Source organism: Bacillus sp. ISL-4 (assembly GCF_018613275.1).
GTDB classification, from domain to species: Bacteria; Bacillota; Bacilli; order Bacillales; family DSM-1321; genus Peribacillus; species Peribacillus simplex_E.
On the sequence record NZ_JAGGQN010000005.1, the window covers coordinates 36117 to 56742 of the forward strand.

Here is a 20626-nt window from a genome sequence, read left to right on the forward strand (position 1 = left end):
TCTCTCCATTACCTTACTCATCAATCTTCAACGATTGCATTTGTTTTGAATTCTATAAGTATGATTCCGTCACCACGAGTAATAGCTCTGACGGACCTTCAAAATCATTGATGATTTGATGTTCATCTGAAGCATGAAAATAAATCGATTCCCCTGCCTTGACGAAATACGTATGTGTACCAAGCTTTACAATGACTCTTCCGCTTAATACATAACCGAATGTTTCCGAAAGGGATGGTTCAAACTGTTTGAACTCCCCTTTTTCCTGGAGAATCAGCCGAATAGGTTCCATTTCCTTTTCATTCGACTCAGGCACGAGCCACTGGATTTGATACCCGCGTTCTTCATCGATGAAAAATGTTTGTGCTTCTTCTTCATAAACCACTTTTTGGACTTGATCCTCTTCATCGAAGAACTGCTTCGGCTTGCAGCCGAGTACTTCTAAAATATTGAAAAGAGTTTCAATTGAAGGGGAACTAAGATCCCTTTCCAACTGTGAAATATATCCTTTGCTTAAATCCGTTCTTTCCCCCAATTCTTCCTGGGTCAATCCTTTTTTCAAGCGAAGGTTCTTTATTTTTTTTCCAATTTGCATCATATTAACCTCATTCGGTTTACTTATAGTAAACCCACAGTAGATAAAGTTTTATATAAGTAAACTTCCAGTTTAATTTTACGGATATCATTATACAGGAAATGCGGGAAAATTCAAACGGAATTTCCAGTCATGCAAAAAAAAGGACCGCCACAGGGCAGTCCTTTCTGATTTACTATTGGAAATGAAGCAAAGCAGGGTATAGGAATAGTTACCTCTCGTGATTCTTCCACGTATTCTTGCCAAATGTGACGTGCCAGACCTTTTTGATGATCCTTTCTTTCCGTACATTGCTAAAAAAGAACCGCAAATATGTTTGGTGTCCTCTTCCAATCACGTTTTCCTATTGAGATTCTTGGATATTATTATCATAGCTGGTGCTGCAATCGTACCTATTACAAAATTGCTAAAAGTTAAAACAAAGTTGATTGGAACGGAAGGTACGAGACTCCTGCGGGAAAAGCGTGTCCAGGGAGACCCCGCAGGCGCAAGTGCGCCGAGGAGGCTCCCGGACCGCCCGCGGAAAGCGAGTGCCTGGAGCGGAAATCAACGTTCCATTTTAATAACACTCAAAAAACAGTAGATGATATCTTTCCTCGAGTTTGTCTACAGTCTGAGACCGCCATCTGGCAGTCCCCCTTTTACAAATTCAGACATATCTCTTGCGCTTTCTTTTCCCCATCAGCAATACAGTCCGGTATTCCGACACCATTGTATGAACAGCCCGCAAGTAAAACATTCGGGTAATTCTCGGAGATTTTCGCCTCCAGTGATTGAACGATTTGAGGATGCTTAATATGGTAGTTCGGCATATTTTCATGCCATTTCGTCACTTCACTAGTTACTGGATTCCCGGAAATGCTTAGACTGTTTTTAATGTCGCGTAAAGCCACCTGGATCAATTCCTGGTTTGTAAGGGACCGTAAGCGTTCATAGTCCGGACTAGAGCTTTTATAAAAAAGCCGTACCAAAAGCTGACTGTTTTCAGAAGTATGCTCCCATTTCCGGCTTGTCCATGTACATGCATTGCAGATCAAATCACTATTATCACCTGCAATGAAACCCGTCCCGTCTTTAGGAAGCATGCTGTCCGGGATATCGAATCCAAGATAAACGCTAATCATCGAACTATTGATCAAGCCGTCGAAGTCCTCATCCAACTCCCGATCAACCAATAATTTCTGGGCAACTGTATGCGGTGTACTCAATACGATGAAGTCCGTTTCCAGCGTTTCACCGTTTGCCAATGAAATGATGTACCCTTCATCTCCAACTCCAATTTTATCCACACTGACCCCTTTTAAAATTTCCACCATATCGAGGCTTTCCTCAATTCGATCAACCAATGTTGATAAGCCATTTTTAAACGAAAGGAACTTCTTATTTCCCTTGCTTTGGTATTTCTGCTTATTTTCCGATAGACCGCGTATTATACTGCCATATTCATTTTTATAATCCAGCATCTCTGGCAGTGTTTTGGCAATGGTCAATTCATTTAATTTTCCTGAGTAAACACCCGATAGGACAGGCGCTATCTGCTTTTGCACCAATTCCTTACCTAAAAAGCTTTCAAGAAATAAACCAATTGAGTCATTCTTCGTAAACGTCTCATTTTTTGTATAGAAATCCTTTAAGGCGTCAACCTTCCCTTGGGCAGAAACCAGATCGCTTTTCGCCAGCGACTCAAGGCTCATTGGTATTCCGAATAGGGCATCCTCGGGAATTCCCTTCAGCATCCCATCTGTATGGATGAATGATTTTCCCGTCGCATTATAGACAACTTGATCCTCTAGGTTCAATTCCTTAATAAATGGTTTTATATTTTGTTTCCTGGCGACAATCGAATCGGCACCCGCTTCAATTTTAAATGGACCATTGTGCACAGTCCTTATTTTACCGCCTAGTTCCTCATTTCCTTCTATTAATATCAATCGTACGGAGAGGTTCCTCGCTTTAACTGTTTTTTGTAAATAATACATGGTTGATAAACCGGTAATGCCTCCACCTACGACTACGACTGTTTTCATTAGGACTACACCTCGATTAACGAATTTTGCATTAAGTAAAGTGTACCATAAGGCAGCGGCATTATTAAAAGCAGCACTTCTAATTCATTGGTTTCGTAATGAAACCTGTAACAAATTCGACAAAAAAAGACCTCTCCTCTTGGAAAAGTCTAGATCAAACAATATTAGTATTCGTTTCTTATTCCATATCCTTGTTCATCGTATCTAATCTATACTCCATTATCTCCATCAACCCGCTTCTGCCTACTTTTTGAATCCCTGTATCCTGATACCCCGATTTCGCATATAGCGATTTTGCAATCACGTTCATGACGTTCACTGCCAGAATGATCGAATCCTTGTTTGGAAAAATCGCTTTTGCGAATTCCGGAAGGATTTGCAAGGCTTTCTTCGCAAAACCTTTACCTTGATGCTTTTGATCAACAAGAAATCCACGGAGTAATATCGCTTTTTTATCATTGGTGAAAGGGGTGATATTCTCGCCAATGTGTAAAACGAAAAAACCAACTGGAATACCCTCATCCATTATTACGATAGGATGCCTATCGTAATCTTCCCGGCAATATTTCAGTGACTCTTCAGGCAGAGCAGAAAAAGGGGTTTGTGTATCCGGTAAATAAAACTGGGAAAGCTGGTGAAGATATTCCGGTAAATAAGTCGTTAAGGTGATGGTCCCGATTTCCTTGTCCTGTTTCATTGAACACACCCTCTTTCATCAATTATTGGATACATTAATGATTCGATGACCCGTCCGATTCTCCCTTCACAAACCGCAAGGAGCACTGCCGAATATATCGGCAGTGCTCCTTAAGTAAATCAATGTGTATTTTCATTGATTGTTAGTGCTTCCCGTAAATTGATCTGCTGGCGGAGTATGTTGGCAACATCTCGGGAAATTACTCGTTTTTCAAACATATCCTGCACTTCGTCCCGTTCTGCCTGGATCGCTTTATAGAACAGCTCTCTTTCATAATCGACCATTTTACTCGGGGTCCGGCCCCTATTTTCACGTTTACATTTTAAAATCAGCACTTTATACTCATCTATGAGCATCGAGGATGTCTTATGATTATCAGCTGTAATCCCTGCCTGTATCTCTTGGATGGCAGCTTTATACATCCTGATTTTAAGATCCCTTACCCTTTCCAATCTCTCAAGATTGATTTTTCTTATTTCTCTTTTATTAGGGAAAAATAATTTTAAAACCCTCAGCATACTTCTTCTGAAAAGCGTTATTGACCTGAAAAAACGGAACTTCAGTCGATTAGTTACGGCACTTTCCATACGCTGGATGTATTCCTTGCATATATACGCCGTCTCCCGGTCCACTTTTTCATCCTTAATGAGCTTATCCAGGAATCTTTGCTCTGCTTCAAGGGCCTTGAAGCGTAGATCCTTCTCTTCTTCCCTTAATGCAGCTGGTTCTTTCTCCTGTTCTACATAGGACAAGTCATTGATCTTGGTACAGTACCTCGAAATGATCGATAAAGCCGCTTCCCGGTTTTCATCAGTCATTTGTGACTCAATCACTCGAATAGCCGCTTGATGTGAGTGAATGGCTGCAGTTTTCGTTTTGTCAGCCTGCTTGTCCACCACTTCCTCTTCTTCAGACCGTGCCACGATTGGCAGAAATACACTCGCAACAATCAAGGTCAGCAAAATGACTCCTGCTGCTATGAAAATGATTAACGAACGCTCAGGAAAAGGACTTCCATCCGCCAACACATACGGAATCGAAAACGAACCCGCTAACGTTACCGCTCCGCGAACACCGGAAATGGTAATGATTCCGGCCGCTTTGAAGTCCGGTTTTTGGGCGCCTGCTTTTTTCGTCATCCAGCCAATCGACCAGGCAGCCGTAAGCCAAATGAATCGTAAAGCGAAGAGGAAAAGTGTAATGACCACGATATAAATGATCACTTGTCCATTATTGAAGGCTGGATCTTGAAAGATAGTTTTCGCAACGCTTGGGATTTGCAAGCCAAGCAAAACGAATACAAGGCCATTCAATATATATAAAATGACGGACCATGTACTTCTTGAAACTACCTGTAGTTCCACAGTTGGTGATATTTCCCTATCTCGTTCAATGGCATGGACAATCCCTCCAGCCACGACCGCTAAAATCCCAGAAAGGTGGAAATGTTCCACAGCGAGGAAAATAATAAAAGGAGTTAGGATTTGGATCAGCATATGCATCGTGACGTCTTCCATCCCTAAACGGCGAAGAACTACACGAAGCCTGATAATGATGAAAGCAAGTATTGCTCCACCTACAAACCCGCCAATTGCAATCCATATGAAACTGAAGGTTGCATCGACTAAGGAGAAAACACCAGTAACTGTAGCCGCAACGGCAAACTTAAAGGCAACTAGACCTGATGCATCATTCATTAGTCCTTCTCCTTCGAGAAGGTGCATGATGCTCTTCGGTAGCTTGACCCGACTCGCCAAAGCGCTCACTGCCACAACATCTGTAGGTGACAAAATGGCCGCCAAAGCGAAAGCCGCCGGTAATGGAATCGAAGGGATCATCCAATTAATTAAATACCCGCCTGCCCAAACCGTTATGAATACTAGGCCTAGTGCAAGCATTAGAATGGGTGCTCTCAACTTCCATAGTGCTGTTCGGGGTACATTTTTCCCATCATTGAACAATAGGGGCGCGATGAATAACAGCAAAAACAATTCCGTCTCCATCTCAACATGCATACCCAGGGGTAAAAGCGCCAATATGACACCCAGTGTTATTTGTATTAATGGTACAGGTATAAAGGGTATAAAATGGTTAATTACATTAGACACTCCAATCAATATAAGAAGGGCTAATATAACAAGAAAAAACTCCATACAAACATCAAACTTCCTCTCTCATCTATTCTCATAACTATAAGCGTAACATATTTATACCCATTCATTCATGCATTAACTATTCTAACCTAGAATCCTCCTGAATAATGATACCTGTTTTAATATCATGAAGATTGAAGTGATTGGATGTTTTACAAAATCAACTCCATCAACAAACTTGGGTACACATAAAACAGAAAAAAGCTGATTGGCTAACCATAATCAGCTTTTCCCAAATGATGAATGAAAATGGTCTTTGTGAAAAGACACCCCACATAACAAGCTGGGACTAAAAAACTTATTTAGTTCCCGGGACAAAGAGGCGAAGATGTTTGTGCAGTACATTTGCCTGGAAAGGAAGAAGGATGCCTTCATCGCCATCGATATTGACTGCTAGTTCCTCTGATGTGGCTAAATGGAGCTTGGATGTTTTAATATATTCAACTTCGTCATGCCCCTTGATCTCCCCCCTAATTAAACTGGGAATGATCTTGACGATGAGAGGAAGAGATAAATCCTTAATGATGAATGTGTGCAGCTTTCCATCATTCACTTCCGCCTCTGGTGCAAGTTGTTCGAAACCGCCGACAGAGTTAGTCATTGTTGCAATTAGTAAATGTGCCTCGCCTATCCACTTTCCCTGATCATGTTCAACCGTTAAAGGAAACGGAGTCTTTTTAATGATCGCTTTTGCTCCTTCAATGAAATATGCAAAAGACCCCAGACGGGTTTTTTGTTCAACGGTAACATTATAGGTAGCCTCGGCGATAGCCCCTACTGCCAACACATTCATGAAGTAACGGTCATTGATCTTCCCTATGTCTGATTCCTTCATATGCATATCCTTTAATATCTCAATGGCTGCATTGGGATCCAGGGGTATTCTCAAAGATCTCGCGAAATCATTAATGGTTCCTAGTGGAATGATTCCGAAAATAGGCCGATGTTGCTGCTCGCCCAAGCCATTCACTATCTCATTCACCGTTCCATCCCCACCCATGGAAATGACAGCATCGAACCTTTCTGCACAGGCCTCCTTAGCAAAATTCGTAGCATCCCCCTCTCCTTCCGTTTTACAAACGCTTACCTCATCATAAATTTCACCAAGTGCCTTTTCCGCTTTCGGCAAAATCTTTCCTGCCTTTTCCTTACCTGAAGATGGATTGATGATAATCATCGCTTTCGACATATGCTACCTCCCATTATTGTACTTCTACTAGCAAGTTACCTCATTACTGATGTACTAAAACCACATGGACATTTTTTTGATTGTTAAATAAGCATTTCCCCCAGTAACTTACAAATAATCGCTGCCACTTGAAGTTTTCCGTCATTTTAAAACAGGCTCTTATTTGTTACATAGGCTGTGAAACTGGAATTCTCTGATCACTGAACTTTCCTGTTCCACATCTGTTACATTAATACCTATCTCAACCAATTGAAAATTGTCTTTCCCTTTCGCTCCCTCTTTGTTTTCCTCCTTCATAATAGGCATTATTTCTTCGATTTCCTATTTGCCGTGAAGAAAAACAAAAAAAAAATAGATGATAAACCCCTTTCCTATAAGGTTTTCACACTATTCATGAAAAAAATTTCAAATTTTCTGTAAAATACCTATACATTTTCCAAATTCGGGTATATACTGTATTACAACAACAAGCAAACACCAAAAACTGTACTATAAAGAGAGGGAGCGAGACATGCAAGCAAATCAATCAGATTTATTCATAATCGATTCATTTAAACATTGCCCGGAGTGTGGTGAAACACATGTGGACCACTCAAATTCCTATCTGATGGAATGCGATCGCTGCCTTTCCAAACGTGAAGAATAAAACGATTGGAAAATATATCTAACATTAAAAAGGAGGAAATATCATGCAAATGAAAAAGTCCATTGAGTTTTTTAGCAATATCCCTGCTAAACATTGCCCCGAGTGCGGTGACCATATTATTGAGCACGCTGAGTCCTACTTAATGGAATGTGACCGCTGCCTTTCCAAACGCGAAGACTGATTAAACCAAATAAAAAAAGGAGGAACCATCATGCAAACTATAAATCCACTGGAATTCTTCAGGACTCTGCCGCCTAAACAATGTTCGGAATGCGGAACCCATATCACGGAACAAGCTGAATCCTACTTAATGGAATGTGACTACTGCCTTTCCAAACGCGAAGACTGATTAAACCAAATCAAAAGGGAGGAATCATCATGCAAACTAAAAACCCATTGGAATTCTTCAGGACTCTGCCGCCTAAACAATGTTCGGAATGCGGAACCCATATCACGGAACAAGCTGAATCCTACTTAATGGAATGTGACCGCTGCCTTTCGAAACACGAAGACTAAATTAAACCAAGTCATAAGGGGGAATCATCATGCAAACTAAAAACCCATTGGAATTCTTCAGGACTCTGCCGCCTAAACAATGTTCGGAATGCGGGACCCATATCACGGAACAAGCTGAATCCTACCTCTTGGAATGTGACCGCTGCCTTTCCAAAAAAGATGAATATTAATTTAAGATGCTGACATCAAGAAGCTATATAGGCCAATTTGATGTCAGCATTATTTCCTTGCATTCAAAAAAAGGAGTGTCCCCGGGACACCCTTCAGCCGTACTTATTTTTTTATCTCCCAATATATTTGTCTACATATTTCCCACTTATCTGCCTGCTGCTGTATTGTAAGAAATCCAATGCAAAAATCATGAATTCAAGGCCTAGACGCTTATCTGAACGCATAAAATCAGAACCTAGCAGTTTCTCCAATTTTTCAAGCCTATGGTATAGCGTTTGCCGGACAATGAATAGTTGTTTCGATGTTTCCTGTTTGGAACCGTTACAGGCAAGATAGGTCTTCAAGGTAGGCATTAACTCACCATTGTTTTGCTTGTCATATTCAATGACCGGACCTAAATATTCGTACACCGTTTCCTCCAGATTACCATGTTTATTTATGAGCGAAATCATGCGATGCATATGTAAGTCCTGATAAAAGAGGCTCCTGTTATCCTCTGGTAGTGTATCCTGAAGCAGCAAAGTCTCACGGGCCGTTTCATAACTTTTATAAATCTCACTTAACCTTTGAACATGCTTTCCAAACCCAATGGAAAGCAGACCCATGCGATTACGCCCGCTTACATCCATTTTCTTGATTCGATCCACCGCGCTTGTAATCCTTGATTTCCAATCTTCAGATGAACGATTATCACCTAAAATAAAAACAAGATGCTGATGTATTTCCATGGAAAATATCTGAAAGCCGTACTGTTCAAAAACTGTTCTAAACATTATCTTAAAATAGGTTCCATCTAGTTTTGTGGAACTTTTATTATATTTTGGGTGTTGTTTGCAAATGCAAACAATTCCGCCATCCAACTGCATTTTCGGATCAATATAGGAAAGCCTCTCCCGGATTGCTTCGTCACTATATTCACCTTCAATCCAATTTGTAAGCCATTTACTTTCTTCCGACATTTTCTTTTCTTCTATATATAACTCCCTTAATAGATGCTGTGCCAATGCGGTAGCCGTTCGATCCAATATCAGTGAATCAAAATCAGTCAACTCCCTGTCGTTGCTGCAAATGAGCAGTTCCGCATAATTTTCACCGAGCACTTGAATCGGCTGTCCAAGAACGGTCTTATCCAATTTCCGCTTCTCTTCGTATATGTCCGCTACCATTTGAAAGGTCATTTTTTTCTTGGTTTTTGGAATGCTGGCTATATCATTTTCATTAAAGATAAGAATAACCTGTACATTTAAATAGCTGTGGAGAAATTTTAGAATTGGTTCATAATGGTCAATTTCGAGGAGATTTTTATTTAACTGCTGGGAGTAGTTTTCTAAGTTGGAGATCATCTGATATTGTTTATTGATGATAAGGGAATGAATATCCTGCGTGATTTCTACGAAAGGGACTTCTTCATGAAATAGGATGATAGGGAATTGCCGTTCATTTGCGAGATCAATGGCACATTGCGGCACGGCCATGGTGTTTGCGCCAACCTCTATACAGAGTCCAGCTGCATCGCATTCAATTAACTGTCTTAAGTAGGATAGAAATGTGTCATCGCAATCTTTCCACCCTAAACCGGTAGTCAGAATCAGTTCATTTCCATTTAACAAATGGCTGATTTGGGTGACTTCCATACAATGTACCCACTTCACTTGACGCTTTATCCCACCGCTACCTGCAATTATATCCGTCAGATTAAAATACTTGCGTGTTAGAATTTCCTCGATTGTAATCGATGTATTCATCCATACACATCCTTTTATAAAACTGCTTTAAAATCTATTATAAACGGACAACCTTTAAATCTCCAGACACTTGTTAGAAAATCTAACGTCAAAATTCTACAAAAAAATCGAACAGGAACAAGAAAAAGGACCCATTCGTGAGGAATAGGCCCGGTTCATAACCATTTCAATTCAATTTTTTTACTAGCAGTGTAGAGAAGTATTTCCTTCCTTCCGGGGTTTTGATGTTCAATTGCTTCCATTCCTGCTTCGTTCCTTCAATCAGTTCAAAATCGAGAAAAGCTCCACTTAAACTTTCGGAAACCCGGGTGATTCGATATCCTCTTTCAAGTAAAAAATCGATTTGTTCCCTTTCTAAGCGATACTCTTGATATTCGGACATTTCCATTCCCCCTTTTCATACATTCTCTTTGCCGGTTGAAGCCGGAAAAACCATCTCTTCCTCAAGTTCTGGACCTTTCCCAATTTCCCAATCCCTGCCAACGGAAATTCCTAAATATTTCTCATCGCTGGGATCAATGATTTCAGCTTGTTCATATTGCTTGAACCACCAATACTTAGCTAATATATAATAACTTGCACCGCCGAGAAGAAAGCCAATAATAAACGAGTAATTTGAAAAAATCGTGGCACCGATTCCGCCAATCACCCAAGAAATGATCCCTGCCCAATTCACTCCATTCAAGTATTTATACTGGCCTTCACTCTCATAGAGGTCTCGTACATTCACTCTCCGTTTACGGAGGAAATAGTAATCCGCTATCAGGATGCCGACAATGGATGCCAGGATGCCGCCTATTATTAATAAAACTTCTATTATGACGCCGAACAGGCTCCATGGCTGAACTACTATCCCAATAACCCCTGCCACAACGACTCCCGCCCAAAATGGCATTTTAGGACCCATGACATTGGAGAAAATGGTAGCCGCGGGAATGACATTGGCCGTAGTATTCGTCGACCATTGAGCGAATACGATCATGATTAAAAGGACGCCGAGAGCAATTCCACTTGCCGATCCCTGTATGGCAACTACAGGATCATAATTGGAAACGGCCATATAAGAAACGGCTCCGATAATCACCATGAACGTCTGCGTGATGGGATAGGTGATAATATTCCCAATTATTTGCCCCTTATTGCGCTTAAACCAATTTTTTTCATTTTTTGGTGCCTTTATATAGCGGGAAAGCGTGGGCATATCTGCCGTCAACGTGCCCCAAAATCCCATATTTGCCATGATGACGACCATGAAAGCCGTGGCGGCAGCCCCGCCAGTGACCGGACTTTCAATCCAGGACCATACATCTCTTCCTTGGGCCACAGCCTGATCGGATAGAGTGAAATACATCCAGCCAGAAATTAAAATGATAACGGGCGCCGCCAAGTCGGCGAATCGTTCTATCGACTTTATTCCCATTGCCGTGTTGACCAATTGTAAAACGGCAAAAATGAGGAAGCATATAAACCAATTATCAAAGTCAAAAAGGGTTGTGAAGATAGCGTTCATTGCAGTGGCTCCAAAGTAAGTATTGAGGCCGAACCAGCATGACGCTACAAAACCCCGTACAACCGAAGGGATGTGGGTGCCAATCGTACCGAACGGCGCCCTCATATAGACCGGGAATGATATTCCATGTTCAACACCAATATCCCCTGTCATTGTCATCAAAAAGCCGAGAACCACACAGGCAATGACCGTTGCAAGAACGACCCAGCCTAAGGATAAACTTTGAACACCGTTCCCACCGATTGCGAAGGCGGCCAATACTACAGCCATGCCCACCCAAATGAAACCAAATCCGGCTGCACTTATATTTTTCTCACTATGAGGTATAGGCAGCAAATCGGGAGACTTTAAATAATCTTTCTTCTCACTCATAGAAAATCCCCCTAAATTAATTTGCAAGATTCCTTACCGAAGTTAGACTGGAAGCCTTTTCCCGGTATCCGGCTTCAGCGCCGCATTATATTTTGCCCGTTTCAGGAATTGCCCTTTTCCAGCTTCGCCTACAAATTGTTTTTCTTTAATGACGAATTGACCTCTCGATAAAACGGAAACCGGTTCACCTGTAATTTCCATACCTTCAAACGCATTATAATCCACAGCCATGTGATGAGTATCAGCAGAAATGGCCCTTTCAACTTTAGGATCAAAAATGACGATATCAGCATCAGAACCTACTGCAATCGTCCCTTTCTTAGGGAATAATCCAAATAGTTTGGCAGCACGCGTAGATGTCATGTCGACGAATTGATTCAAGGTAATACGCTCTTTCATGACCCCTTCAGAAAAGAGGATGCTCATACGGTCCTCAATCGTTGGGCCACCGTTCGGTATTTTCGTGAAATCTTCACGTCCAAGTTCCTTCTGTCCCTTAAAATCAAAAGAGCATTGATCGGAGCCAATCGTTTGCAGCTGTCCCGTTTTCAAAGCATTCCATAGCACTTCCTGGTTTTTCTTCTCCCTTAACGGCGGGGACCATACATACTTAGATCCTTCGAAATGGGGCTTTTCAAGATAAGACTGGTCAAGAACCAAATATTGCGGACAAGTCTCCCCCCAAATATCCACCCCTTTATTTCTTGCCTCCGTGATCTTTTCAACCGCATCTTCACAGGTGACATGAACCACATAGAGCTGGCCATTTGCCATTTCAGTCAGTTTAGCTGCACGTCCAGTTGCTTCCCCTTCAAGTTCCGGAGGCCTTGTCAATGCATGGTAAATTGGATCGGTGTTACCTTCAGCAAGCGCCTGCTTTGTAAGATAATCGATGACATCACCATTTTCAGCGTGAACCATGACAAGTGCGCCAAGTTCCTTTGCTTGCAACAAAGTGCGGTATAGCGTGGCATCATCAGCTTGAAAAACATTCTTGTAAGCCATGAACACTTTAAAGGAAGAAATCCCTTCATTATCGATGATACTTGGCAACTCAGCCAATACATCATCGTTAATCTCGCTGATCATTAAATGAAAACCATAATCTATGGCCGCTTTTTCATTGGCCTTTTCATGCCATGTTTCAATTGCTTTCTTTAATGGCACCCCTTTTTCGGTCAGACAAAAGTCGATGATCGTTGTCGTACCTCCATATGCAGCAGCAATCGTACCCGTTTCATAATCATCCTTCGTCGTTGTCCCTCCAAACGGCATATCGAGATGGGTGTGCGGATCAATGCCCCCCGGAAAAATATAAGCGCCTTTTGCATCAATGATTTCAGCCCCCTCAGCCGGCAGGTCCTTGCCAATCATTGCAATCTTCTCATTTTCAATCAATATATCCGCCTGATACGTATCTGCAGCTGTTGCAATCGTTCCATTTTTAATGATTTTCTTCATCTTCGACCCCTCCATCATTTTACGAAATCAACACTTTCTCTGCTTATGCCCCCAAGGAACGACTGGCGTTCATTCCAGGTCATTGGCGGTAATTCATTTGTCAATTCGATCATATCGATCGCCCCATCGACCGGACAGACGATCGAGCAAAGGTTACAGCCTACGCAATCTTCTTCCCGCACTCTCAAAAAGGAGCTGCCTGACGTGTCCTTTAACATATCTATACATTGATGAGATGTGTCTTCACACGCAATATGGCATTTATTGCAGTTAATGCACACATCATTATTAATGCGCGCAACAACCTTATAATTGAGATCTAAATTCCCCCAGTCGGAATAACGCGGTACGGACTTACCGACAATATCCATCACAGAAGAAATCCCTTTTTCATCAAGGTAATTGGACAGGCCATCAATCAAGTCTTCTACTATTCTAAAACCGTGATGCATGGCAGCCGTACAAATTTGCACTCCAGTCGAACCCATCAATAAAAATTCCACCGTATCCTGCCAATTTGAAATGCCGCCTATTCCGGAAATGGGAACATTGATCATTTTATTCCTTGCACACTCAGCCACCATATTCAAAGCAATTGGCTTCACGGCGGGACCGCAATACCCTCCGTGAGCCCCCTTGCCGCCTACATGGGGAATCGTATTCCATGAATGGATGTCCACTCCTGCCAAACTGTTGATCGTATTGATCATGCTTATTGCATCCGCACCGCCGCGCACCGCCGCTTCAGCTGTAACCGTAATGTCGGTTATATTGGGTGTAAGCTTGACGATGACGGGTTTGGATGCAGCTTCCTTCGCCCAGTATGTTTGCTTTTCCACAAGTTCGGGAACCTGTCCCGAAGCAGCTCCCATCCCACGCTCTGCCATACCGTGCGGGCAGCCAAAGTTCAACTCGTAACCATCGACCCCTACATCTTCTATACGTTTGATGATTTCATGCCACTTTTCCTGTTTTGGCTCCACCATCACCGATGCAATGATTGCATGATCAGGAAATCTCTTCTTCGTTTCATATATTTCTTTCAGATTCACTTCAAGAGGACGATCCGTAATCAATTCTATATTGTTGAACCCGGCAACTCTCTGTCCATTAAAGCTGACCGCTGCAAAACGTGATGAAACATTCAGGATGGGATCACCCAACGTCTTCCAAACAGCTCCACCCCAGCCAGCTTCAAATGCGCGCTGGACTTGATAACCCGAATTAGTAGGTGGTGCTGAAGCAAGCCAAAAAGGATTGGGAGATTTAATACCTGCAAGATCAATTGATAAATCAGCCATGATAAGCCTCCTAATTTTCATAGTTATTAAGCAATATCCACCGCTTCGCCCATCAAAATCGTTTCAATTTCATAGGCTGTCTTCTTCCCTTGCTGGGCAGCTGAAACAACCATTGCCTCACCTTGGCCTTTTCCGAAGATCACGTCACCGCACGCAAAGATCTTTTCATTCGATGTCCTGTAGGAATCACCCTCCAATGTTACGACACCATCATCATGTTGAATGCCGAACTGTTCAATCAATCCTACATACCTGGATTGGCCTATGGCACGAATGACCCCATCGACCGGTATGACGAACTCTGATCCGGAAATTTGGACTGGACGGCGCCGGCCATCTTCCCCCGCCTCGCTAAGCACCATCTTCACGCACTCGATGCCCGTAACCTGACCGCTTTCATCCGAGAGTATCCTGGATGGGGCAGTCAGCCAGTGAAACCCGACACCTTCTTGTTTGGCAAACTCATATTCAAAATCATAGGCTGTCATTTCCTTTTGGGTACGCCGATAAATAATGCTAACCTGTTCGGCGCCAAGGCGTACAGAACAGGTCGCGGCATCAATCGCCGTGTTTCCAGCCCCTATAACCGCCATCTTCTTCCCAATGAATTTATCAGTGATTGCCCCTGTTTTCGTTGCTTTCACGAAATTGATTGCATCATAAACTTCAGCCAAATCCTCCCCTTCAATTCCAAGCTTAGGAACATCGGACATGCCGATCGCTAAAATGACCGCATCATAGTCGGCAGTCAGCTGATTTGCGGAAACATCCACTCCGACCCGTGTATTCGTTTTAATATCAACATCCAAACTCTTTACTTGTTCAACTTCCCAATAAGAAATGCTCTGAGGTAAACGGAACGATACAATTCCGTAAGTATTTAATCCGCCTGGATTCTTTTCAGCTTCGAAAATGGTTACACTGTAGCCAAGCAAGGCTAACTCCCTTGCTGCAGACAAACCCGCCGGACCGCTTCCTACAATGGCAACTTTTTTGCCATTCTTCTTCCCGGCCTTGAATAGGGCTTGTTTATTTTGGATGGCCCAATCTGTGGAATAACGCTGGAGATTGCCAATCATGATTGGCTTTGTAGAATGGTTCAGGACACATGCCCCCTCACATAGCTCTTCAGTCGGACATACCCGCGCACAGCTGGCACCGACAGGATTGGCTGTCATGATGGTCTTGGCCGACCCTTTAAAATTACCTGAAGCTATCTTCTTAATAAAACCTGGAATATCTATTCCGGTCGGACATGCTTGGATGCATGGGGCATCATAGCAGTATAAACATCGATTCGATTCTTCCAAAGCTTCCCTTGGGGATAAACCCCTCTCCGCTTCCTGGAAGTTAATCTCCAGATCACCTTTTAATGGGCTCGTCATACTCATCCACTATTTCTCCTTCCAAACATTTATTTTTGAAAAATAAAAAGGGAGGAATTGCATGCATTTCTCTCTACTGTCCTCATATTTAAACGATTGAAAGCATTGCCAACATGGTTTTCATCAATTTATTCAAATAACAGTCATGGCGATTTCCCAGCCAAAATTCTCTCGTTTTGTTTATTATTTTCTATCATTCTCTCACTGATCACGCCTCGGTCCCTGCTTCCTTCTAACACAAAAAGCCCCCCCTGCTAATCTTAAAAACTCATATCCTGATGATAAATCAGAGAATTGAGTATTCTTTATTTTATAATGTTTAAAAATAAGTTACATTATACAAAGTGTAAAGTATTCCCAGATGCTAGATATGCAATATGTAATAATCATGTTATATTTCCTAACAATAAGTGATAAACATCGTCATTTTTCTACATTCAAACTTACTTTTCACCATACTTATTGATATTCTTTGGATGATTTGTTCTGAAGACCTAATTATCAACACTTTGTCCACATAAAAAAAAGCCCAGAAACTAAAATCTTGGTTTCCTGGGTCTTTTCACTTTTATCCACAACTTATTCACATACTATATGGCATTATTCTCTTTGTTTTTGCAGAACGGAGGCATTCCACCAAAAGTTATCCACAATATTGAATCGACTTTTCCACTTATCAACAAACCGTTAACAATTTATCAACAGGCAGGTTCATTCCGGATGAATAACGTATCGTTTATATTTCTCATAATCCGTTTTCTTGCACTCAAGCTTTATTCGATATCCGGTTGCCTCATATTCTGTTTCGGTTATGTGACCATTTTCATTGAAATATGAAACAAGCTGTCCTTGATCAAATGGAATCAGCATTTCACAGTGAGTATAGTCGACAAAAATATGCTTGCGAATTTGATCTATCAATTCCTCGATGCCAACTTTGTTTTTTGCTGACATATACACAGAGCCACGATTCACCTGAGGGATATCCAAATCGGTAAGGTCCGCTTTATTATAAGCAAAAATCGTTGGAATCCCTTTATTGCCTATGTCGTTTAAAGTCTTATCCGTTATCTCTATTTGATGCTCATGATCAGGATTGGAAAAATCGACAACATGAATCAGCAGGTCCGCTTCTACCACTTCTTCCAATGTGGAGCGGAATGCTTTCACGAGATGATGGGGCAATTTGGACACAAACCCCACCGTATCCGTCAATAAAAATTCCTTTTTATCCGGAAGCGGGATGTTTCGGACGGATGTCTCAAGCGTAGCGAACAGCATATCCTTCTCAAACACCTGCTTCTCGACTGTTGGATGGAACTTCTCAATTAGTGCATTCATGATCGAAGATTTACCTGCATTTGTATAACCGACTAAGGATACGACAGGGATGGCGTTCTTTTTCCGCTGTTTCCTCTGCGTTTGCCGGTGTGCAACAAGTGCTTCCAGTTCTTTATTCAAAACACTTATATTTTCCTCGATTCTCCTGCGGTCAAGCTCTAACTGCTTTTCACCTGCACCTTTGTTTGTACCGACCCCGCCACTCTGACGCCCTAATGACTCCCTCAAACCAACGAGACGCGGGAGCATATACTGAAGCTTTGCCACCTCTACCTGAAGCTGTGCTTCCTTCGTTTTCGCCCGATGCGCGAAGATGTCCAGTATCAAGATTGTCCGGTCGATCACCTTGCAATCCATGTCCCTCTCCAGATTACGAAGTTGCGAAGGGGAGAGCTGATCATTAAAAATGACGACATTAGCTTCTTTATACTCAACGAGATTTTTTACTTCCTCGATCTTCCCGGTACCGATAAAATGTGACGAGTTCACCCGTTGCAAATTTTGTGTGATGGTCCCTGCGACCTCTACCTCACATGCTTCCGTTAAATTGGCCAATTCCTCCATTGAATACTCAAAATCCTTTTGACCGTTGAGATTAACTCCAACCAAGATTGCCCTCTGCTGTAATTCCATCATTTCAAATCCCTTCCGTACATACCTTACTCCCTATATTATGCTTAAACAAACCCATCATACTGCCTAAAAGCCAGCCACATTGTAGCATACCAGACATTACTTGCATAACGTTCGCTGCCCGAGTTGATCGGACTTCCCTTACTATAAAAGAAAATTCAACAAAAAAATAACAGGACCGATTAATTTTTTCAAAGTTTCACATGAAACAATTGGAAATCCCATAAATAAAAGCTCCCTGGTGCACCTTAAGATACACCAGGGAGCCCATATTATTCTATTCCTTTATTCTCAATAACCTAAGACTATTCAATGTAACTAATAACGTCGCACCCATGTCGGCAAAAATCGCCATCCAAAGTGTTAACCAGCCCGGCGCTATCAATAATAAGGCCAGGATTTTAATCACCAATGAAAACGTGATGTTCTGCTTAATGATTTTTAATGTTTTGCGGCTTAAGCGGATTGTATAAGGCAGCTTCGATAAGTCATCACCCATTAAGGCAATATCGGCTGTTTCAAGGGCCGTATCTGTACCCGCCCCACCCATTGCTATTCCAACCGTGGAAGCTGCCAAGGCCGGAGCATCATTGACACCATCGCCTACCATGGCCACTCGATCATATTTTTGTTTCCATCGTTTGATGATGGTCAATTTATCTTGTGGCAATAGCTCTGCCTCGATCTCATGAACGCCAGCTGCCGCTCCAATAGCTTTAGCTGTTCCGATATTATCCCCAGTCAGCATGATCGTTTTTTCAATGCCCAAGGCATGCAGTTTCCTAATTGCTTCTTTACTGCTTTCCCTTATTTCATCAGACACCGCGATGAGCGCCAGGATCTTCACTTGATCGCCAAGCACCATCACCGTTTTTCCCGTATTTTGAAAGCCGCTGATTAATTTAAGCACATCATCAGATAAAACTAAACCTGCCTCTTCTTCAAAAAGGTGGGGTTTACCAATGTAATAGATTCCTTGATTGATTTTCCCTTTTATACCTTTACCTGTGATCGCAGTAAAATCCTCTACCAATAAAGAATGATAGTCCACATCGTGGTTTTCCGCCTTTTGAAGAATGGCTGTGGCAAGGGGGTGCTGTGATCTGCTTTCTAAAGCAGCAGCGATAGCCAGCACATCCTGTTCATTCAACTCAGCAGATAACACAGTGAAATCAGTCACTTCAGGTACACCCTTTGTTAAAGTACCCGTTTTGTCAAACGCAATCGCCTTTAAGGCTCCCGCTTCCTCCAAATGGACCCCGCCTTTAATCAGCACACCATGTTTCGCAGCATTTCCGATAGCTGTCACAATGGCGATGGGCGTAGAAATGACCAAAGCACAAGGACAGCCGACAACAAGGACAGCCAACCCCCGGTAAATCCATTCACTCCAATCCCCGTTCATCACAAACGGGGGCAACACGGCAATGGCCAAGGCAATGAGCATAATGGCCGGCGTATAGAATTTTGCGAATTTATCCACGAAGGCTTGGGAAGGGGCCTTTTCGGCCTGTGCTTCTTCAACAAGGTGGATGATTTTTGCAATCGTCGTATCCTCGACTCGCTTCGTGACCTCCACTTCGAGCAACCCTTCACCATTTAAGGTTCCGGCAAACACTTCACCATCAACCGTTTTAAAAACCGGCTCGGATTCCCCAGTAATGGCTGCTTGATTAAGTGTCGAGGCCCCTTTCATGATCCTGCCATCCATGGCAAGCTTTTGACCCGGTTTAACGATCATGATGTCGCCCACTTCAATCTCATTAACAGCAACAATCATTTCGTGATGCCCCCTACGGATCAAGGCTTCTTTAGGTGCGATGTTCATTAATGATTCTATAGAATTACGGGCTTTATCCATCGAATATTTTTCCAGTGCTTCACTTATCGCAAATAGTATGACGACAGTCGCCCCTTCGCCCCATTCACCAAGCACGGCCGCCCCGATGATGGCAACCGTCATAAGGGTGTGCATATCAAAGCGAAGTCTGACAAGATTCTTCAATCCATTGACAAATAATGAATATCCCCCAACTATGATTGCAGCCGCATAACCGATCACCGGCATGATGCTTCCATCAGCATATCGATTATCCAATATCCAGCTGATCAGCAAAAGGATAACCGAGAATACCACTTTTATATTTTCTTTTTGCTTCCAAAATGGTTCCTTTTGCGTCACCTGTTCCTGTTCACCACGGATTCTCAGGTTATCAAAAGCACCCGCCTTTTCAATTTCTTCGATAGTCGCACTGCCCTGTACAGAAATCTTCGAGGCACCAAAGTTGATTTTGGCATCCTCCACACCCTCTAGTTCACGGACTTTGTTCTCAAATTTAGCTGCACAATTAGTGCAGGATAGACCTTGGATACGATATGTTTTTAATGGGGACTCAGCCATCGACCCTTACCTCCTGCTGATGTTCTAAAGCAATGAGAATTAATTGCTTTATATGGTGATCATCCAAAGAATAAAAAGCCAACTTTCCTTCTTTTCGGTATTTTACGATTGCGTGTTTATAAAGGGTACGAAGATGATGTGACGTTGTCGCCATTGAAGCACCAATGATATTGGCCAGATCGCACACACACAATTCCTCGTCCTTACAGAGCGCATAAGCTATCTTCGCCCTATTCTCATCGCCTATAACCTTAAACAGCTTCGACATGCGGGATAAATTCACCTGGCCCATTTCCTCTTGAATGCGATTAACCTTCACTTCATCATGCAGGTGGACATCACATATATCTTTCAGTTCCGTCATCTTCTCACACCTCTCATTCAAATCTGCGTTTGATTATAATATAACATAATTCCCTGAATATTCAAATCTATATTTGAATGTACAAGAATCTTTTCTCCTTCCTTTGAAAGTGCCTATAT

General features: G+C 42.3%; 20 protein-coding genes. 6 read left to right on the plus strand and 14 right to left on the minus strand.

From position 1 onward, the window contains the following. Nucleotides 1–52: 52 nt before the first annotated feature. Nucleotides 53–595, minus strand: a complete 543-nt coding sequence (locus J7J00_RS03025) for a helix-turn-helix domain-containing protein (protein WP_141994151.1) — start codon at nucleotides 593–595, stop codon at nucleotides 53–55. Between the two features lie 220 nt (nucleotides 596–815). Between J7J00_RS03025 and J7J00_RS03030 the strand changes: the two genes are divergently transcribed. Beyond that, nucleotides 816–1178, plus strand: a complete 363-nt coding sequence (locus tag J7J00_RS03030) for a hypothetical protein (RefSeq protein WP_214787372.1) — start codon at nucleotides 816–818, stop codon at nucleotides 1176–1178. Between the two features lie 58 nt (nucleotides 1179–1236). Here J7J00_RS03030 and J7J00_RS03035 read toward each other — a convergent pair whose 3' ends face one another. From J7J00_RS03035 to J7J00_RS03050, 4 genes are all read right to left on the minus strand, one after another. Further along, nucleotides 1237–2622, minus strand: coding sequence for a protoporphyrinogen oxidase (locus J7J00_RS03035; RefSeq protein WP_214787374.1), 1386 nt, complete (start codon nucleotides 2620–2622; stop codon nucleotides 1237–1239). A 178-nt stretch (nucleotides 2623–2800) separates the two neighbouring features. Continuing rightward, the gene (locus tag J7J00_RS03040; RefSeq protein WP_214787376.1) at nucleotides 2801–3319 is read right to left on the minus strand and encodes a GNAT family N-acetyltransferase; all 519 of its coding nucleotides are present in this window, start codon (nucleotides 3317–3319) and stop codon (nucleotides 2801–2803) included. Between the two features lie 119 nt (nucleotides 3320–3438). After that, nucleotides 3439–5472: a Na+/H+ antiporter gene (locus tag J7J00_RS03045; protein WP_214787378.1), complete on the minus strand. Its 2034-nt coding sequence runs from the start codon at nucleotides 5470–5472 to the stop codon at nucleotides 3439–3441. Between the two features lie 298 nt (nucleotides 5473–5770). Then, nucleotides 5771–6661: a diacylglycerol/lipid kinase family protein gene (locus tag J7J00_RS03050; protein ID WP_214787380.1), complete on the minus strand. Its 891-nt coding sequence runs from the start codon at nucleotides 6659–6661 to the stop codon at nucleotides 5771–5773. A gap of 511 nt (nucleotides 6662–7172) precedes the next feature. Between J7J00_RS03050 and yhfH (J7J00_RS03055) the strand changes: the two genes are divergently transcribed. From yhfH (J7J00_RS03055) to yhfH (J7J00_RS03075), 5 genes are read left to right on the plus strand one after another with little or no spacing between them, the layout of a single operon-like run. Continuing rightward, entirely contained in the window at nucleotides 7173–7307 is a 135-nt protein-coding gene (gene yhfH / locus J7J00_RS03055; RefSeq protein WP_214787382.1) for a protein YhfH, read from the plus strand. Between the two features lie 49 nt (nucleotides 7308–7356). Next, nucleotides 7357–7488 carry a protein YhfH gene (yhfH, locus tag J7J00_RS03060; protein ID WP_396020475.1) on the plus strand — a complete coding sequence of 44 codons (132 nt, stop codon included), beginning with the start codon at nucleotides 7357–7359 and terminating at the stop codon, nucleotides 7486–7488. 30 nt (nucleotides 7489–7518) lie between these two features. Then, nucleotides 7519–7656 carry a protein YhfH gene (gene yhfH / locus J7J00_RS03065; protein ID WP_144529495.1) on the plus strand — a complete coding sequence of 46 codons (138 nt, stop codon included), beginning with the start codon at nucleotides 7519–7521 and terminating at the stop codon, nucleotides 7654–7656. Nucleotides 7657–7685: 29 nt separating this feature from the next. Further along, nucleotides 7686–7823: a protein YhfH gene (yhfH, locus tag J7J00_RS03070; protein ID WP_144553350.1), complete on the plus strand. Its 138-nt coding sequence runs from the start codon at nucleotides 7686–7688 to the stop codon at nucleotides 7821–7823. A gap of 29 nt (nucleotides 7824–7852) precedes the next feature. Next, nucleotides 7853–7993, plus strand: coding sequence for a protein YhfH (gene yhfH, locus J7J00_RS03075; RefSeq protein WP_098371755.1), 141 nt, complete (start codon nucleotides 7853–7855; stop codon nucleotides 7991–7993). Nucleotides 7994–8104: 111 nt separating this feature from the next. Here yhfH (J7J00_RS03075) and J7J00_RS03080 read toward each other — a convergent pair whose 3' ends face one another. The 9 genes from J7J00_RS03080 to J7J00_RS03120 form a co-directional block, all read right to left on the minus strand. Continuing rightward, entirely contained in the window at nucleotides 8105–9739 is a 1635-nt protein-coding gene (locus J7J00_RS03080; protein WP_214787387.1) for a PucR family transcriptional regulator, read from the minus strand. A 166-nt stretch (nucleotides 9740–9905) separates the two neighbouring features. Further along, the gene (locus tag J7J00_RS03085; RefSeq protein ID WP_098371753.1) at nucleotides 9906–10121 is read right to left on the minus strand and encodes a hypothetical protein; all 216 of its coding nucleotides are present in this window, start codon (nucleotides 10119–10121) and stop codon (nucleotides 9906–9908) included. Nucleotides 10122–10136: 15 nt separating this feature from the next. Then, on the minus strand, nucleotides 10137–11621 hold the full coding sequence (locus J7J00_RS03090; protein ID WP_214787389.1) for an NCS1 family transporter: 1485 nt from the start codon (nucleotides 11619–11621) through the stop codon (nucleotides 10137–10139). A 42-nt stretch (nucleotides 11622–11663) separates the two neighbouring features. Further along, a complete protein-coding gene (hydA, locus tag J7J00_RS03095; protein ID WP_214787391.1) occupies nucleotides 11664–13082 on the minus strand; it encodes a dihydropyrimidinase in 1419 nt (472 codons plus the stop codon). A 14-nt stretch (nucleotides 13083–13096) separates the two neighbouring features. Continuing rightward, complete coding sequence (preA, locus tag J7J00_RS03100) at nucleotides 13097–14383, minus strand: NAD-dependent dihydropyrimidine dehydrogenase subunit PreA (RefSeq protein WP_214787393.1); 1287 nt, start codon at nucleotides 14381–14383, stop codon at nucleotides 13097–13099. Nucleotides 14384–14409: 26 nt separating this feature from the next. Further along, complete coding sequence (locus J7J00_RS03105) at nucleotides 14410–15768, minus strand: NAD(P)-dependent oxidoreductase (RefSeq protein WP_396020476.1); 1359 nt, start codon at nucleotides 15766–15768, stop codon at nucleotides 14410–14412. A 711-nt stretch (nucleotides 15769–16479) separates the two neighbouring features. After that, complete coding sequence (hflX, locus tag J7J00_RS03110; RefSeq protein ID WP_214787398.1) at nucleotides 16480–17745, minus strand: GTPase HflX; 1266 nt, start codon at nucleotides 17743–17745, stop codon at nucleotides 16480–16482. 274 nt (nucleotides 17746–18019) lie between these two features. After that, nucleotides 18020–20143, minus strand: a complete 2124-nt coding sequence (locus J7J00_RS03115) for a heavy metal translocating P-type ATPase (RefSeq protein WP_214787400.1) — start codon at nucleotides 20141–20143, stop codon at nucleotides 18020–18022. After that, nucleotides 20136–20507 carry an ArsR/SmtB family transcription factor gene (locus tag J7J00_RS03120; RefSeq protein ID WP_214787402.1) on the minus strand — a complete coding sequence of 124 codons (372 nt, stop codon included), beginning with the start codon at nucleotides 20505–20507 and terminating at the stop codon, nucleotides 20136–20138. The genes J7J00_RS03115 and J7J00_RS03120 overlap by 8 nt, the downstream gene beginning before the upstream one ends. Nucleotides 20508–20626: the final 119 nt, after the last annotated feature.

What these genes read in the sequence shown, in the direction of transcription:
- J7J00_RS03025 (WP_141994151.1), bottom strand. Translation starts at nt 595, where the DNA reads ATGCAAATTGGAAAAAAAATAAAGAACCTTCGCTTGAAAAAAGGATTG.
- J7J00_RS03035 (WP_214787374.1), bottom strand. Translation starts at nt 2,622, where the DNA reads ATGAAAACAGTCGTAGTCGTAGGTGGAGGCATTACCGGTTTATCAACC.
- J7J00_RS03040 (WP_214787376.1), bottom strand. Translation starts at nt 3,319, where the DNA reads ATGAAACAGGACAAGGAAATCGGGACCATCACCTTAACGACTTATTTA.
- J7J00_RS03045 (WP_214787378.1), bottom strand. Translation starts at nt 5,472, where the DNA reads ATGGAGTTTTTTCTTGTTATATTAGCCCTTCTTATATTGATTGGAGTG.
- J7J00_RS03050 (WP_214787380.1), bottom strand. Translation starts at nt 6,661, where the DNA reads ATGTCGAAAGCGATGATTATCATCAATCCATCTTCAGGTAAGGAAAAG.
- yhfH (WP_214787382.1), top strand. Translation starts at nt 7,173, where the DNA reads ATGCAAGCAAATCAATCAGATTTATTCATAATCGATTCATTTAAACAT.
- yhfH (WP_396020475.1), top strand. Translation starts at nt 7,357, where the DNA reads ATGAAAAAGTCCATTGAGTTTTTTAGCAATATCCCTGCTAAACATTGC.
- yhfH (WP_144529495.1), top strand. Translation starts at nt 7,519, where the DNA reads ATGCAAACTATAAATCCACTGGAATTCTTCAGGACTCTGCCGCCTAAA.
- yhfH (WP_144553350.1), top strand. Translation starts at nt 7,686, where the DNA reads ATGCAAACTAAAAACCCATTGGAATTCTTCAGGACTCTGCCGCCTAAA.
- yhfH (WP_098371755.1), top strand. Translation starts at nt 7,853, where the DNA reads ATGCAAACTAAAAACCCATTGGAATTCTTCAGGACTCTGCCGCCTAAA.
- J7J00_RS03080 (WP_214787387.1), bottom strand. Translation starts at nt 9,739, where the DNA reads ATGAATACATCGATTACAATCGAGGAAATTCTAACACGCAAGTATTTT.
- J7J00_RS03085 (WP_098371753.1), bottom strand. Translation starts at nt 10,121, where the DNA reads ATGTCCGAATATCAAGAGTATCGCTTAGAAAGGGAACAAATCGATTTT.
- J7J00_RS03090 (WP_214787389.1), bottom strand. Translation starts at nt 11,621, where the DNA reads ATGAGTGAGAAGAAAGATTATTTAAAGTCTCCCGATTTGCTGCCTATA.
- hydA (WP_214787391.1), bottom strand. Translation starts at nt 13,082, where the DNA reads ATGAAGAAAATCATTAAAAATGGAACGATTGCAACAGCTGCAGATACG.
- preA (WP_214787393.1), bottom strand. Translation starts at nt 14,383, where the DNA reads ATGGCTGATTTATCAATTGATCTTGCAGGTATTAAATCTCCCAATCCT.
- J7J00_RS03105 (WP_396020476.1), bottom strand. Translation starts at nt 15,768, where the DNA reads ATGACGAGCCCATTAAAAGGTGATCTGGAGATTAACTTCCAGGAAGCG.
- hflX (WP_214787398.1), bottom strand. Translation starts at nt 17,745, where the DNA reads ATGATGGAATTACAGCAGAGGGCAATCTTGGTTGGAGTTAATCTCAAC.
- J7J00_RS03115 (WP_214787400.1), bottom strand. Translation starts at nt 20,143, where the DNA reads ATGGCTGAGTCCCCATTAAAAACATATCGTATCCAAGGTCTATCCTGC.
- J7J00_RS03120 (WP_214787402.1), bottom strand. Translation starts at nt 20,507, where the DNA reads ATGACGGAACTGAAAGATATATGTGATGTCCACCTGCATGATGAAGTG.